Here is a 14,707-nt window from a genome sequence, read left to right on the forward strand (position 1 = left end):
TTTTAATTGGCATGCTCTGAGATGAACTTGATTCGATAGACTCGCAGTTCGTCTTCTGCAAAGTCTTCATCACCGAGCTCTTCTAAGGCCTCCTTTATATGATCGCTTTCTGCATTCATGAAGTAGTCGTGGAGCGTTTCTTCCCGTTCGTCATCCATGATGTGATGAATGTAGTAATCGATATTTAGTTTAGTTCCGCTATAGATAATCTGCTCAATTTCTTGAAGCAATTCACCCATGGTAAAGTTGAGATTTTCAGCAATCTCATCCAGGTCAATCTTGCGGTCAATCTGCTGGATTATCGAAATTTTAACCTTGGATCGGGTTCCTGCGGTTTTGACAACTACCTCGGCAGCAGTTTCAATTTCGTTTTCTTCCACATAGGTGGTAATAAGTTTCAGGAATGGTGCTCCAAATTTGGCCACTTTTCCCATACCCACGCCATTGATCTGTGCCAGTTCTTCTTTAGTAGTCGGATAAATGGTCGCCATTTCCTCCAAAGAAGGGTCTTGGAAAATGATGTAAGGTGGAAGATTTTTGGTTTTGGCTACGCGCTTTCGCTCAGCTTTAAGCAATTCAAAAAGCTTCTCATCGTAGGCAGGCCCTGTGCTTATCTGTAAATCTTGCGTCTCTTCTTCAGACTCCTTTTCAAAATCATGGTCCTTGAATAGATCAACAGAATAAGGGGAATCGATGAAATCAATACCTTTTTGAGTCAGACGAAGGATTCCATAATTTTCGATATCTTTCTCTAGGAGTGCAGTAATCATCGCCTGCCGTATGACGGAAGTCCAGTGTTTGTCAGTTTCTTCTTTTCCCTTGCCATAAACGTCCAAGGTGTCATGCTTATAGCTTTCAATGTACTCATCCATTTCTCCACGAATCACCTTGACTAGATGTTCAAGGCTGAAGCGTTCATTGGTTTTTTGGACAGCTTCTAAAGCAACTAGTAGGAAATCCATTCCCTCAAAGACTTCCCGTTCCCGCTTGCAATTGTCGCAGAATCCACAATCCTCATTCAGGGTTTCTCCAAAGTAATTCAGGATAAATTTTCTTCGACAAACTCCTGTTTCTGCAAAAGCAGACATTTCCTGAAGCAGGATTTTTGCATTTTCTCGTTCGGTGACTGCCTTGTCTTTATTGAATTTATCCAGTTTGACGATGTCTTCGTATCGATAAAACATCAAACAGTGACCTTCAAGTCCATCTCGACCGGCCCTTCCTGTTTCCTGATAATAACCTTCCAGCGACTTAGGTACATCGTAGTGGATCACATATCGGACATCCGGTTTGTCGATCCCCATTCCAAATGCAATAGTTGCCACAATCACATCCAATTCTTCATTCAGAAAGTCGTCCTGTGTTTTGATTCTTAATGACGAGTCCAAGCCGGCGTGATAAGGTGCGGCATTAATTTGGTTTACCTTGAGGAGTCCGGCGATTTCCTCTACTTTTTTACGGCTGAGGCAATAGATGATTCCTGACTTTCCTTTGTGCTGTTTGATGAATTTGATCAGTGACTTTTTGGATTCATTTTTCAACTTTGGTCGAATCTCATAGAAAAGATTCGTTCGATTGAAAGATGACTTAAATAAATCTGCCTCTTCCATCTGAAGATTGCGTTGAATATCCTGCTGAACTTTCGGCGTAGCAGTAGCAGTCAGCGCAATAATCGGAAGATTGGGAGCTATCTGGGCGACGATGGATTTGATTCGTCGATATTCCGGTCTGAAATCATGACCCCATTCCGAAATGCAATGCGCTTCATCAATGGCCACAAAACTAAGATGAGCTGACTTCAGAAACGCCACATTCTCTTCTTTGGTCAGGGACTCAGGAGCTACATAAAGTAACTTGGTGTTTTTCTTTAACACTTCACTCTTAACCTTATTGGCTTCTGATTTTGTGAGCGTAGAATTGAGGAAGTGAGCATTCACGCCAACTGCATTCAGCTGATCGACTTGATTTTTCATCAGTGCAATCAGCGGTGAAATCACGATGGCTGTACCCTCTGACACAACAGCGGGTAATTGATAGCAGAGGGATTTTCCGGCCCCTGTTGGCATGATTACAAATGTGTTCCGACCGTTAAGCAGGTTATCCACAATGAGTTCCTGATTCCCACGAAACTGGCTGAATCCGAAAATTTTCTTAAGATCTGCTTTTACTTTTTCTTCCACGAAAAGAAGTGGCTTATGGGTGAAAATTGCCTGTAATCAGGAATGAACGATTAGTTTTATACCTTTGTCCAAAATTAGTGATTAACGCAGGTAAAATTGAATTTAGCTAAAAATATTAGAAATACAGCCACTCGGGTTTTGCAAAATGAAGCAAATGCCATCTTAAAATTAATCGATGGGTTGGACGGTGATTTTGAAGCTTGTGTGGAGCGAATTCTTTATTCCAAGGGGAGAGTGGTGATTACTGGAGTGGGCAAAAGTGCCATCATTGCCAATAAAATCGTAGCCACACTTAACTCCACAGGAACTCCCGCACTTTTTATGCATGCAGGAGATGCCATTCATGGAGATTTGGGAATGGTTCAAGAGTCCGATATTGTTTTATGTATCTCAAAATCAGGAAATACACCTGAAATTAAAGTACTTGTTCCCCTTTTGAAAAAATTAGGGTCTTGTTTAGTAGCAATGGTTTCCAATACTAAATCTTACCTAGCCGAGGAGGCCGATTTTGTATTAAATGCTACAATAGGTGAGGAGGCTTGCCCTCATAATTTAGCGCCAACCACAAGTACCACTGCACACCTAGCCTTAGGTGATGCTTTGGCAGTTTGTTTACTGGAGGCAAGAGGTTTCACGTCAGATGATTTTGCTAAATATCACCCGGGAGGATCACTTGGTAAACAACTCTATCTCAAAGTGGGAGATGTGATTTCAAAAGGAATTATTCCTATAGTCAATGAAAATGCAGGGTTGACCGAGGTGATTATTGAGATTTCAGGGAAGCGCCTGGGTGCTACTGCGGTTAATGACTCAGTTGGTAATTTGACTGGCATCATTACGGATGGAGATTTAAGAAGAATGCTGGAAAAAACGCTGGATATTCAAGCTTTGAGAGCAAGGGACATCATGACCATCAACCCAAAGACAATTTCAAAGGATGAATTTGCCATTCGTGCACTTAATTTGATGCGAAATCATAATATCACTCAATTAGTGGCCATGGATGGGGGAAAAATCGCGGGTTTTGTCCATATTCATGATTTGATGAAAGAAGGAATAGTCTAATCCCAGCATGCAAGACAAACCCTACATTGTGATTATGGCAGGTGGAATCGGATCCCGGTTTTGGCCATATAGTCGTAAAAATAGACCCAAACAATTTTTGGATATTCTCGGAACGGGTAGAAGCTTGCTCCAAATGACCTATGATAGGTTTAGGGAGTTAGCTGAACCGGAGCAGTTTATTGTGGTCACCAATTACCGATACACGGAATTGATCCTCGAGCAATTGCCGGAATTAAATCCCGAACAGGTTTTAGCCGAACCTCTCAGAAAAAATACTGCAACTTGTATTGCCTATGCAGCCTATAAAATCCAGACCTTTGATCCTCAGGCAACGCTTATTGTTACCCCAGCGGATCATTTGATATTGCAGGAAAAGCGATTCATTCAGACCATTAATCGAGCAGTACTAGCGGCTCAGATAGGAGATCGATTGATCACTATAGGCATCAAACCCAATCGGGCTGAAACAGGCTACGGATATATTCAATTTCTCGAAGGTGATAATGGTAGTCCAGCTTTGAAAGTTAAGACTTTTACAGAAAAACCCAACTTAAAACTTGCCAAGACCTTCATAGACAGCGGGGATTTTGTGTGGAATTCAGGAATGTTCGTGTGGAAAGTTAATAGTCTGCTCGCTGCCTTCGCGGAAAACATGCCTGATGTAGCTGAAGTATTTGAGGAAGGAAAATCTCACTTCGGAAAATCAACAGAGGGAGAGTTTATTGATAGAGCCTACACTATGCTGAAAAATGTTTCCATAGACTATGGAATCATGGAGAAGTCAGACAAAGTTTATGTCATTTTGGGGGATTTTGGTTGGTCAGATTTGGGGTCTTGGCACAGCCTGCACGAATTGCAGGAAAAAGACGGGAATAACAATGTGATCGAAGGCAATGCTTTGCTTTATGAAACCACAAACTCCTATGTCAAAATGGACACTGACAAACTGGTGGTGATCGAAGGCCTCGATAATTATCTGATCAATGAATCAGACAATGTTCTGTTGATCTGTAAGCTTGGTGGCGAGAAGAAATTCAGGGATTTTGTATTGAATGCCAAAAAGAAAGGGGAGGACTTTGTCTGAATTGAGTTATCCTTATTTTTTATAGCAGCAGGTATTTTTGTTTCAATTTTTAATTAACAAACTCAAAGACCAATTTTCAAAGCACTTTATTTTATACTTGAGAATTGACCATTGAGAATTGAGAAATGATCATTGATCATTGATCATTGATTATTTCTTCCGCTGCCGAATCGCTTCATATATCGCCACTCCCGCGGAAACAGAAACGTTTAAACTTTCGATATTGCCCGCCATTGGGATTTTTACTTTATCATCTACGATACCGAAGATTTCCTGAGAAATACCATCTTCCTCCGAACCCATAATCAAGGCTACTGGAGATGAAAAATCCGCCTCATACATGACCTTTTCGGTTTTCTCTGTGATTGCGATCAAGGTCAAACCCATTTTCTGCAAATCTCTGCAGGTATAAAAAAGATTTTTTACACGAGCAACCGGCAAGAAATTCAAAGCTCCGGAGGAGGTTTTGATTGCATCAGAGTTGATCTGCGCACTTCCTTTCTCGGGAATCACAATCGCATCTACTCCGGCACATTCTGCTGTCCGGGCAATAGCACCAAAGTTTCTCACATCAGTGATATGATCCAGTACCAAAATCAAAGGTGATTTGCCGACAGCAAAACAGTTATCAATCACATTATCCAGCGATGCATAGATAATCGCTGACATCTGAGCTACTACACCCTGGTGATTTTTGCGAGTGATCCGGTTGAGTTTCGCATCCGGTACTCGGACCACTGGGATTTTTTCGGCTTTGCAGAGTGTGAGTAATTCCTTGATCAGGTCATTATTCAACTCTTTTTGAACCAATACTTTATCGATGTCTTTTCCTGCATGGATTGACTCCATAACAGCTCGTGTACCAAAAATAAAATCTTTTTCAGTGGCTCCTTTTTCGATTAGAAAGCCATCCTTCCGCTTCTCCATTGGGAAATGTTTTTGAACCAAACAGGCTGATAAGCCCGGGATCTGTTCAGGGTGTAGAAATGTGGGCTAAGTATTGTTTTTGCCCGTGCAAAGGTAAACCGAATTTTCGAGGTTGCGTCCATTCCTGCGTATGACCAAACTTCCCGATCAAGATAAAAATTTACTTCTTGCGGAGGTCCCATCACGATATACACCATTCCACGATCCGTTTTCCATCCTTCTTTGAAGTCCGTGAAAAGGATGTTTGCAAATTCGACCATCCGGAAATAGTTGCGAATCAGTTCTTTCGCGATTTCCGGGTTGCGAGTCAGATTGATCCAGTATTCGTCCAAAGCTTTTTTCTTATCCTGTGCTATAAGCAAGGTCTCATGTTCCTTTCTCGTGGAAATGTAAGTCACCATTTGCACCATTTCTGCCCAATCTTTGACTTTTGGAAAAGATTCATGGGTTGTTTTCAGTAGCAGACCTGTCGAAGCAGTGGTATCGGTCTGAAAAAAATAATAGCCCTCCTCATTTAGCTCTTTTGGAATATTTGACAAGAAATCACCCATTTTGATCACGTTTAATTCCTTGGGGATATCAGCAGGACGTGTTTCCATGGGAGGAAAGGGGACATCAAACTTCATGGGATAATAAAAGGAATAGATTGACGGAGAGGTGATGGTTTTGAAGAGTATTGATTCGTCCTTGTTCAAATAATTCTGATCAAACGCAATCTCATTGGCATAATAAGCTCCAAAATCCGGTTGATCCATCACGTAGGAACTTTTGAGATCAATATGATAGAAATATTCATCACCCTGCCTCGTATCCAGAATAGTAAGTAGTGCAATGGCCGTTTTTTGCTCTTCCGGGATTTCTACCATTTTCTCAAAAATCCAATGCCGGTCGGAATTTGCGATGAGATCATTTTCAGTCATCAGGTTGATCAGGTCAGACAATATTTCCTGATCGTAAGAATTCAAAATTGAATAGCTAAAACTGAAATTGGCAAATGCCGGATTTTCCTCGATTTTTTCAACCACAAACTGCACCTTGAAACTTTCCTTACTGACCTTTACAGGAATGATTTTTAGTCCCAATCGGGAATAAAGAGAGTATCGAAGCGCTTGATCGGAAGTGGAAAGGGTTTTTTGGGAAAAGGCTGGAGAGGAAATAAATACGGAGGCAATTAGAAAAAGGAAGAATGAGGTGAGGATTCGATTCATTGGGTCTTAATCAGTGTTTTTAAAAATTAGACTTACTTTTGCCAAAATACTAAAATTTCGAATGGCTACCTATACAACGGAAATCGCCTCAGACAAGTTGATCAGCGACAATCCAATTCATCAGCGACTTCTTAAGGCATATATCGCTGCCAAACCCTGGATTTCCGGTGAATTACTAGAAGTGGGATGTGGTGAAGGAAGAGGAGTGGAGGAGCTTTTGCCTTTGGCTTCCAGCTACATAGGCTTGGATAAAATTGGAGAAGTGATCGAAATGCTAAAGGCTAAATTCCCCGGAGTTGATTTTCGTCAGGCCGTGATTCCTCCTTTTGTAGATTTTAAGGATAATTCATTCGATACAATTGTAAGTTTTCAGGTGATTGAGCACATCCCGAATGATAAACTTTTTCTTCAGGAAATCTATCGAATGCTAAAGCCGGGAGGAAAAGCAATTGTTTCCACTCCTAACATTACTCATACCCTTTCTCGCAATCCATGGCATGAACGGGAATATAAGCCTCAGGAATTGATTGATCTGGCAGCTGGAATTTTTGACAAAGTGGAAGCCAAAGGAATCGGTGGAAATAATAAAGTTTGGGCATATCATGAAGCCAACCGAAAGTCAGTTCAGCGCATTATGCGTTTTGATATTTTCAATCTTCAGCACAAGCTTCCAGCGGCAGTTTTGAGAGCTCCGTATGAAATTCTTAATAGGATGAATCGGAACAAATTATACAAGCAGCAAGGAAAATCAGTAGTGGAGATTACTCACGAGGATTATCCATTGGTGGAAGATCCGGCTGTAGGCATGGATTTGTTTTATGTCCTTTGGAAAAAGTAAGGTTTTTAAGTTTTAGCTACAAAGGCGCTAAGGCACTGCTATTCTAATTCTTTTTCGAGGTTATGTTTCCCGCTGATTACCGCTGAAAAGGACGCTGATATTCGCGGATTTTTTCTTACAGATGGCCACAGAAAAGGACACAGATATTCACAGATTATTTTTACTTCACTAGCGCGAGTCTTCAGACTTGTGCTTATCACTATGCAGTCTTAGACCGACCAAACAGTGATTTTAATTTTTGCCCTTAAACATCAACCGGCGCAAAATTTTTTTACCACAGAGGGGAAAGAGAGTTTGATTTGGGATATTGGTGTTGGGGCGAACTTCAATTATTCAATTCATTTTTGACGTTTTTCAAGGGCACGGAGAAGAAAAGCTGAAGCTTTTCTTGGGATGAACTTTTGAGATTCTGATAACCTCCAAGGTTTTGTTATGACCGCCGCAAAGTACACGAAGGAACGCAAAGGGGATTTGGCAAAATCATACCCTTTAGCTATTCTCAGACTTCTTGTATTTGAATTATTTCCCGCAGACATGACTTCCGTCTGGCAAGCTACATTCAGAAAAGGATACAAAACTATGACCCACAAAATCTGCCCATCTCTGAAAATTCTCTGCTAAAAATCAGTCAGTTGAAATCGAGCCTGCCTGAGGCAGACAGGCATGTCGTATCCGATACTCACTGAAATGATTATCCATGAAGCGAGATTCAATATGACCGCTAAAAATCAATTGTTATCATATGAAATTCTAGATTTTTTTTGAGTAGGCAACCTTAATGTCTTCGTGCCTTTGTAGCATTTTTTTATAGTTTTATCAAAACCAAAAAGGCGAGAATCAAATCCTCGCCTTTCTTTAGTTGCAATTTCAGAAGTCTATCTTCTCTCTAACCTTCCCGGCTGAGTGCTTTCAGTTCCGATCAGGGTTTCCAATCTCAATTTCAAGGATTGAGCCTCTTCCTGATAGCCTCTTTCCTCCAATAGCGGAATGAAATATTTTACCATTTCGATGGATATCATCATATCCCGATCATAGGCTCTGTTTTCACGGGTATAGAAATCAATCATATCCAGTGATCGCTTGGAGATTTTGTCAATAATGTCCAGGGCTTTTTCATCTTCTCCAACCTCAAAAAACAGCGGAACCGACTGTCCGCTACTTAGATCATAAGGCATGGCGGCATGAGGGATTGTCTCTAGTCCATAATTCAACAAGGTAGCAGCCTCTTCCATTTTATCTTCATCCAAAAGTGCCATCACTATGGTGTTTAGCGAACTTCTATGGTTGGAGGCGAACCTTCTATATTCCTCGTCGAGATAAGCGTTCGGATCATTCATGCCACGGAAAGCAAAATTCTCCATGTAATTTTTATAAGCAAGGTCGGTATTGACCAACTCCTCCCTTACAAACTCAGGCTTGCGTACTGGAAGTAGACGATAAGTCAATCCCTCTTTTACGACATGATTTTGGATATTAATTCCAATGGAAGATAGTGAGGTATTGTTGAAGTAAATCGGCCTTTCCCAATTGTTACTTACAATTAGATCGATCAGCATCAAGGTGCCTTTGGTAACGTATTGACCTTTTACTTGAAGATTCATCTGTGGGACGAATAAATCTTTGAATTGCGGCGGTACGATTTCATCATTCGAAGCAAAACTGCTATCCACCTCCAATATCAAATTACGTGATGGAATCATGTTTACCACGCTTTTTCCTCCGGTCTTCATTTTCAACAAGTCTGAACCGGAATTCAAAAGCTTGAGGTATTCGGAAGCTGAAATCGCATTCATATTTTCCTGTTCCATGACGTAAAGCACATCATTGGTTCCCTTTTGATAGCGTTCGTTTGTCAAGGAGAATGGGAGTGCAGCGGATTCATTGACCGGCCGGGTCATCTGCTGTACATACCAGTCGGTATCAAAGTAACTTAAAACGATCACGCGAACGTCTGTTCGGAAGTTTTCTACTTCCTGTACATACCAAAGCGGGAAAGTGTCATTGTCCCCACCTGTGAAAAGAATCGCATTTGGAGCACAGGATGCAAGGAAGTTTCGAGCTGAATCCACAGAAAAATAGCGTCCTTTTCTATTGTGGTCGTCCCAGTTTTGGGCTCCCATAAGCCCTGCAATTGGAAGAGTAATAAGTGTTGCGATGATCGCTCCTGTGCTGAGGTTTTTGGTGGCTTTACCAAGTGCATGAGCAATTCCTAGCACTCCAAGTCCAGCCCAAATGGCAAACGCGTAAAAACTACCTACATAGATGTAATCCCGCTCTCGAGGCTCCACCGGTGGGGAGTTGAGGTACAATACCAAAACCACACCCATCATCAGGAAGAGCATGAGATTCACATAGAAATACTTCGGATCCCGTTTGGCTTGAAAGAAAACTCCGATCAGTCCGAGGATCAAAGGCAACATCAAATAGTTATTATGTCCTTTATTATCCTTGATGTAATCCGGGTATTTGTCACCAAAAGCATCCGTCAAACCTATCCACGGAGCATCTCCGAAATCACTTTCTCTTCCCGAAAAATTCCACATGAAATATCTAAAGTACATGTGGCCAAGTTGATGGGTGATCATGAAATACAGGTTGTCACCGAAAGTGGGTTCCTGACCTTCTCTCAGACCTAGTTTTGACCGATAGATCCGTTTGTGATTTTCCTGAGTGGAATAGATTCGAGGCAAAATCGTGGTTTTGGCCGGATCGTAGGTGTTTTTCAGTTGGTAATCTACGATCTCATATTTGTCCTTGCCTTTCATGTAAACCGGCGCGCCTTCTTCTTGTGACACAAGTTGGGCGGTGAAATATTGGCCGTGGAGTAATGGTCTGTAGCCATATTGTTCCCGCTTGAGATAGGAGACAAAGCTTACGACATCTTTAGGGGCATTTTCATTAATGATCGGATCCTGATTTGATCTGACAATGACTAAGGTATAGCTGCCGTATCCAATTAAGATGAAAACCAAGGATAAAAGCACGGTATTCAGTAGGACTTTTTCTTTCTGAATGGAATAGCGAATTCCAAATACCAATGCTCCAAGAAAAAGTAAAATAAACACGATAATTCCTGATCCAAATGGCAATCCGATGCTGTTTACAAAGAAGATTTCAACTGAAGCAGCTAAACTTGGCAGTCCCGGAATGATCAGGTTATTGATAATAATTAGCGCAACGCCACCCAAAAACATGGCGTAAATCGCGCCTTTCAAGGTAGGAGTTTGATATTTCTTGAAATAATAGACTAAAGCCAAAGCTGGCAAAGTCACGAGGTTAAGCAAGTGAACACCGATTGATAGTCCAACCAAGTAAGCGATGAAGATCATCCATCGATTTTCCATTCTTGGATCTTTGATCACTTCCCATTTCAAAAAAGCCCAAATCACGATCGCTGTGAAGAAAGAAGACATGGCATATACTTCTGCCTCAACTGCTGAAAACCAGAAACTATCGGAAAAGGTGTAAATCAGCGATCCAACAATAGCTGAACCCATTAATGCGATAATCTGACCCGTGGTTTCTTTCCCTTCTTCGATTGCGAAGATTCGTTTTCCAAATAAAGTAATAGACCAAAAAAGAAATAAAATAGTGAATCCTGAGAAGAGGGCACTACCGACATTCATCCAATAGGCTACTTGCAAACCATCGCCCATCGCCAAGAATCCGAAAAATCGATAGACCAAAAGCATCAACGGAGCTCCTGGAGGGTGAGGGACTTGAAGCTTATATGAAACTGCTATAAACTCTCCCGGATCCCAAAAACTCGCGGTCTGTTCTACAGTAAGAATATAAACCAATGTGGCAACAGCAAAAATTACCCAGCCGGTTATGTTATTGATCTGCTTATAATTGAGCATTAAAACGGAAAATTAGTCGGGGCGAAAATATAAAATTTTACTCCATTTCAGGATATTTTAGCACTTTTTAAAGTTTGGTAGCTTCTGAAGGCTTTTTTCCTGTGACAAAAATTACTGTTAGGATGCATAAGTGTACCTACTTTTGTTCTGTATTTAAATATAAAGCGATGAGTACTCAAACTAAAACATTCCAAGAACTGATAGATGGGGACATTCCTGTACTGGTGGATTTTTTTGCTACTTGGTGTGGACCTTGCAAAATGATGCAACCCATTTTAGAGGACACTTCTAGGCAGTTGGGTGAAAAAGTGAAAATCGTAAAAGTTGACGTGGATAAAAATCCCTTGGCAGCTGGTAAATTTCAGGTAAGGGGAGTGCCTACTCTTATCCTTTTCCACAAAGGAAAAACGGTCTGGAGACAATCAGGCGTAGTTCCCGCTCATCAGCTAGTTCAGATAATCAATTCAAACTTGATGGCTCATGCCTGATTTCAATGTGACAAAAGTCATTTTGAATACAGTTCACAGCGGATAATTTTGAGTAAGTTTTAATAAGCAACCAAAAAACTTTATCATATGAAGATTGAACAAATTTATACCGGATGTCTTGCACAAGGTGCGTATTACATTGAGTCTGACGGCGAAGCAGCGATCATTGATCCATTAAGAGAAGTACAGCCATATATTGAAAAAGCTGAACGAAGAAACGCAAAAATCAAATACGTTTTTGAAACTCACTTCCACGCTGACTTTGTATCAGGTCACCAGGATCTTGCTGCAAAAATCGGTGCTAAGATTGTATTTGGTCCAACAAGTATGAAGATGGGTTTTGATGCAGTGGTTGCTGAGGATAACCAGATTTTTACCCTTGGAAAAGCAAAAATTCAAGTAATTCACACTCCGGGACATACCATGGAGTCTTCCTGCTATTTGCTTTTCAATGAAGAAGGAAAGGCTGAAGCAATTTTCACAGGGGATACCTTGTTTATCGGTGATGTCGGAAGACCAGACTTGGCGCAGAAAGTTATTGCTGACTTGACTCAGGATAAGCTTGCAGCTCATCTGTATGATTCGCTGAGAAATAAAATCATGCCTTTATCTGATGATATAATTGTCTATCCAGCACATGGGGCAGGCTCTGCTTGTGGTAAAAATATGAGCAAGGAAACTTCGGATACCTTGGGTAATCAGAAGAAGACCAACTACGCACTTCAACCAATGACCAAAGAGGCTTTTATAAAAGAAGTCATAACTGGTTTAACTCCTCCTCCTGCATATTTCCCTCAAAATGTGATGATGAATATCCAAGGATATGACAGCATTGATGAAGTGTTGCAAAGAGGTGTTCATCCCCTGACTCCAAAGGAATTTGAAGTAGCGGCGAACGAAACAGGAGCAATGATTCTTGATACGCGTGATCCTCAGACTTTTGCAAAAGGATTCATTCCAAACTCAATCAACATTGGGATTGATGGAAGTTTTGCAGTATGGGTTGGGGCAATGATCCCAGATCTCAAGCAGGAAATTTTGATAGTGGCAGAAGAAGGGCGTGAGGAGGAGGTAGTCACAAGACTAGCCCGAGTGGGCTATGATTATTGCATCGGTTACCTCAAAGGAGGATTTGCATCTTGGAAAAATTCTTCAACACATGAAGTAGATTCGATTGCTTCAATCACGGTGGAAGAATTGGCGAAAATCAAAGAAGCCGATCCTGAAATCAATATTCTAGACGTAAGAAAGAATTCTGAATTCCTCTCTGAACATGTATTGGATGCTGAAAATGCCCCACTTGACTACATCAATGACAGCATGCTGAAAGTAGATAAAGATAAAACCTATTACGTGCACTGTGCGGGTGGTTACAGATCTATGGTTTTCAATTCTGTACTGAGGGCTAGAGGTTACGACAATTTGATCGACATAGCGGGAGGATTTGCTGCGATCAAAGCCTCTGAGAAATTTAAGGTATCGGATTACGTTTGCCCTACAACACTACTTTAGGAATTTATCCAACAAAGTGTGAATCTAAATGGTAAGCTTTCGAGCTTGCCATTTTGAATTTAAGCTAGCCGATGTGATCAAAGTCACAAGGGTATTCATTCAATCCTCCAATCTTTGATATTTTTAATGTCAGCAATAGATCATTGACTGAGATTTAGAATTTCTATGAACTTTAGATCAATTTGGTCATGTTCAAAGCCTTAATAATAAGTACTTAAAAAATATATAATATGAATCAATTTATGGAATGGATATCTCAGCCTTGGCCATGGTATGTGGCAGGGCCGATGATCGGCCTCACAGTGCCAGCTTTATTAATTCTGGGAAATAAAACCTTCGGAATTTCCTCCTCCCTACGGCACATTTGTGCAGCCTGTATCCCCGCCGGAATTCCCTTCTTTTCTTACAATTGGAAAAAAGAGATCTGGAATCTTCTTTTTGTCTTGGGAGTTGGTATAGGAGGTTTCGTTGCTGTGAATTTCATGGCAGATCCAGAGACTATTGTTATATCCGAAGCTACACAAGCGGATTTAGCTGCACTTGGCGTAACGGATTTTAATTCCTTAATGCCAACTGATATCTTCTCTTGGAGCAATCTTTTCACTGGAAAAGGGCTTTTGTTCTTTGTCATTGGAGGGTTTTTGGTTGGCTTTGGAACAAGATATGCCGGTGGATGTACTTCTGGTCATGCGATCATGGGGATTAGCAACCTTCAATGGCCATCCCTGGTGGCAACGATATTTTTTATGATAGGAGGTTTCTTGATGACGCATGTGTTATTGGAGCCATTAATGAAATTGACAGGATTTTAAAAAAATAGCGAGATGAAAATAGCAGAAAAAATAGCAGGACAGGATCCACATTGCGTGGCGCCAAACCTGAGTGAAAATCATGATAAAGGACTGGAGCTTTTAAAATACTTGATCCTAGGTACGCTCTTTGGAATCGTATTCGTGAAGGCTGAGATCATCTCCTGGTTCAGAATTCAGGAAATGTTTCGTTTGCAATCCTTCCACATGTATGGAGTAATCGGATCAGCAATCGTTACAGGCATCATTTCAATCCAAATTATCAAGCGATTGAATATCAAATCAATGCACGGGGAGCAAATTATAATTCCTGAAAAAGTATTTAAAAAAGGTCAAGTGATTGGTGGATTTATCTTTGGCTTGGGTTGGGCCCTGACCGGAGCTTGTCCCGGGCCTTTATTCGCCCAGATAGGTAGTGGATATACCGTGATTTTGGTTACGCTTATTTCCGCTTTGGCAGGAACTTGGGTATATGGAAAATTTGAGGACAAGTTTCCAAATTAAATCTTGAAAATTTTAACTAGGCCACTTTCGAAAGAGGGTGGCTTTTTTTATTAATATGATTATCCGCAATGACACTAGTGGCCGAATTTAATTTTGATTACACCTCAACTTCGCTCGGTGTCCGTTGGTTTCTTTTTAAGAGGAGGGGAGGGGTAATAGGGGGCGCCGCCCGTGACGACCCCCATGTTATTAATAAAAAATAGTTTGGGGGGAGGGGTGGGGGGTTTTTTTT

11 protein-coding genes are annotated in these 14,707 nt (G+C 41.1%); 7 read left to right on the top strand and 4 right to left on the bottom strand.

Annotated features, from left to right (window positions below):
* Nucleotides 1-2: 2 nt before the first annotated feature.
* A complete protein-coding gene (gene recQ, locus ACK4HU_RS20120) occupies nucleotides 3-2,180 on the bottom strand; it encodes a DNA helicase RecQ (RefSeq protein ID WP_409809524.1) in 2,178 nt (725 codons plus the stop codon).
* Nucleotides 2,181-2,276: 96 nt separating this feature from the next.
* Between recQ and ACK4HU_RS20125 the strand changes: the two genes are divergently transcribed.
* On the top strand, nucleotides 2,277-3,245 hold the full coding sequence (locus tag ACK4HU_RS20125) for an SIS domain-containing protein (protein WP_409809525.1): 969 nt from the start codon (nucleotides 2,277-2,279) through the stop codon (nucleotides 3,243-3,245).
* 7 nt (nucleotides 3,246-3,252) lie between these two features.
* The gene (locus ACK4HU_RS20130) at nucleotides 3,253-4,329 is read left to right on the top strand and encodes a mannose-1-phosphate guanylyltransferase (protein WP_409809526.1); all 1,077 of its coding nucleotides are present in this window, start codon (nucleotides 3,253-3,255) and stop codon (nucleotides 4,327-4,329) included.
* Nucleotides 4,330-4,479: 150 nt separating this feature from the next.
* On the opposite strand, the gene rlmB is transcribed toward ACK4HU_RS20130, so the two are convergent.
* Nucleotides 4,480-5,256 carry a 23S rRNA (guanosine(2251)-2'-O)-methyltransferase RlmB gene (gene rlmB, locus ACK4HU_RS20135; RefSeq protein WP_409809527.1) on the bottom strand — a complete coding sequence of 259 codons (777 nt, stop codon included), beginning with the start codon at nucleotides 5,254-5,256 and terminating at the stop codon, nucleotides 4,480-4,482.
* Nucleotides 5,229-6,464 (bottom strand): GWxTD domain-containing protein, encoded by a 1,236-nt coding sequence (locus ACK4HU_RS20140; RefSeq protein WP_409809528.1) that lies wholly within the window; start codon nucleotides 6,462-6,464, stop codon nucleotides 5,229-5,231. The genes rlmB and ACK4HU_RS20140 overlap by 28 nt, the downstream gene beginning before the upstream one ends.
* 61 nt (nucleotides 6,465-6,525) lie before the next feature.
* Here ACK4HU_RS20140 and ACK4HU_RS20145 point away from each other — a divergent pair, with 61 nt between their 5' ends.
* Entirely contained in the window at nucleotides 6,526-7,302 is a 777-nt protein-coding gene (locus tag ACK4HU_RS20145; protein WP_409809529.1) for a class I SAM-dependent methyltransferase, read from the top strand.
* Nucleotides 7,303-8,177: 875 nt separating this feature from the next.
* Here the strand turns inward: ACK4HU_RS20145 and ACK4HU_RS20150 are convergent.
* Nucleotides 8,178-11,162, bottom strand: coding sequence for a DUF2723 domain-containing protein (locus tag ACK4HU_RS20150; RefSeq protein ID WP_409809530.1), 2,985 nt, complete (start codon nucleotides 11,160-11,162; stop codon nucleotides 8,178-8,180).
* 167 nt (nucleotides 11,163-11,329) lie between these two features.
* Between ACK4HU_RS20150 and trxA the strand changes: the two genes are divergently transcribed.
* From trxA to ACK4HU_RS20170, 4 genes are all read left to right on the top strand, one after another.
* A complete protein-coding gene (trxA, locus tag ACK4HU_RS20155) occupies nucleotides 11,330-11,650 on the top strand; it encodes a thioredoxin (protein ID WP_409809531.1) in 321 nt (106 codons plus the stop codon).
* 87 nt (nucleotides 11,651-11,737) lie between these two features.
* The gene (locus ACK4HU_RS20160; RefSeq protein ID WP_409809532.1) at nucleotides 11,738-13,162 is read left to right on the top strand and encodes an MBL fold metallo-hydrolase; all 1,425 of its coding nucleotides are present in this window, start codon (nucleotides 11,738-11,740) and stop codon (nucleotides 13,160-13,162) included.
* A gap of 230 nt (nucleotides 13,163-13,392) precedes the next feature.
* Complete coding sequence (locus ACK4HU_RS20165) at nucleotides 13,393-13,974, top strand: YeeE/YedE family protein (RefSeq protein WP_409809533.1); 582 nt, start codon at nucleotides 13,393-13,395, stop codon at nucleotides 13,972-13,974.
* A gap of 12 nt (nucleotides 13,975-13,986) precedes the next feature.
* Nucleotides 13,987-14,475 (top strand): DUF6691 family protein, encoded by a 489-nt coding sequence (locus ACK4HU_RS20170; protein WP_409809534.1) that lies wholly within the window; start codon nucleotides 13,987-13,989, stop codon nucleotides 14,473-14,475.
* Nucleotides 14,476-14,707: the final 232 nt, after the last annotated feature.

It is taken from the genome of Algoriphagus sp., assembly GCF_046296635.1.
Lineage (GTDB): Bacteria > Bacteroidota > Bacteroidia > Cytophagales > Cyclobacteriaceae > Algoriphagus.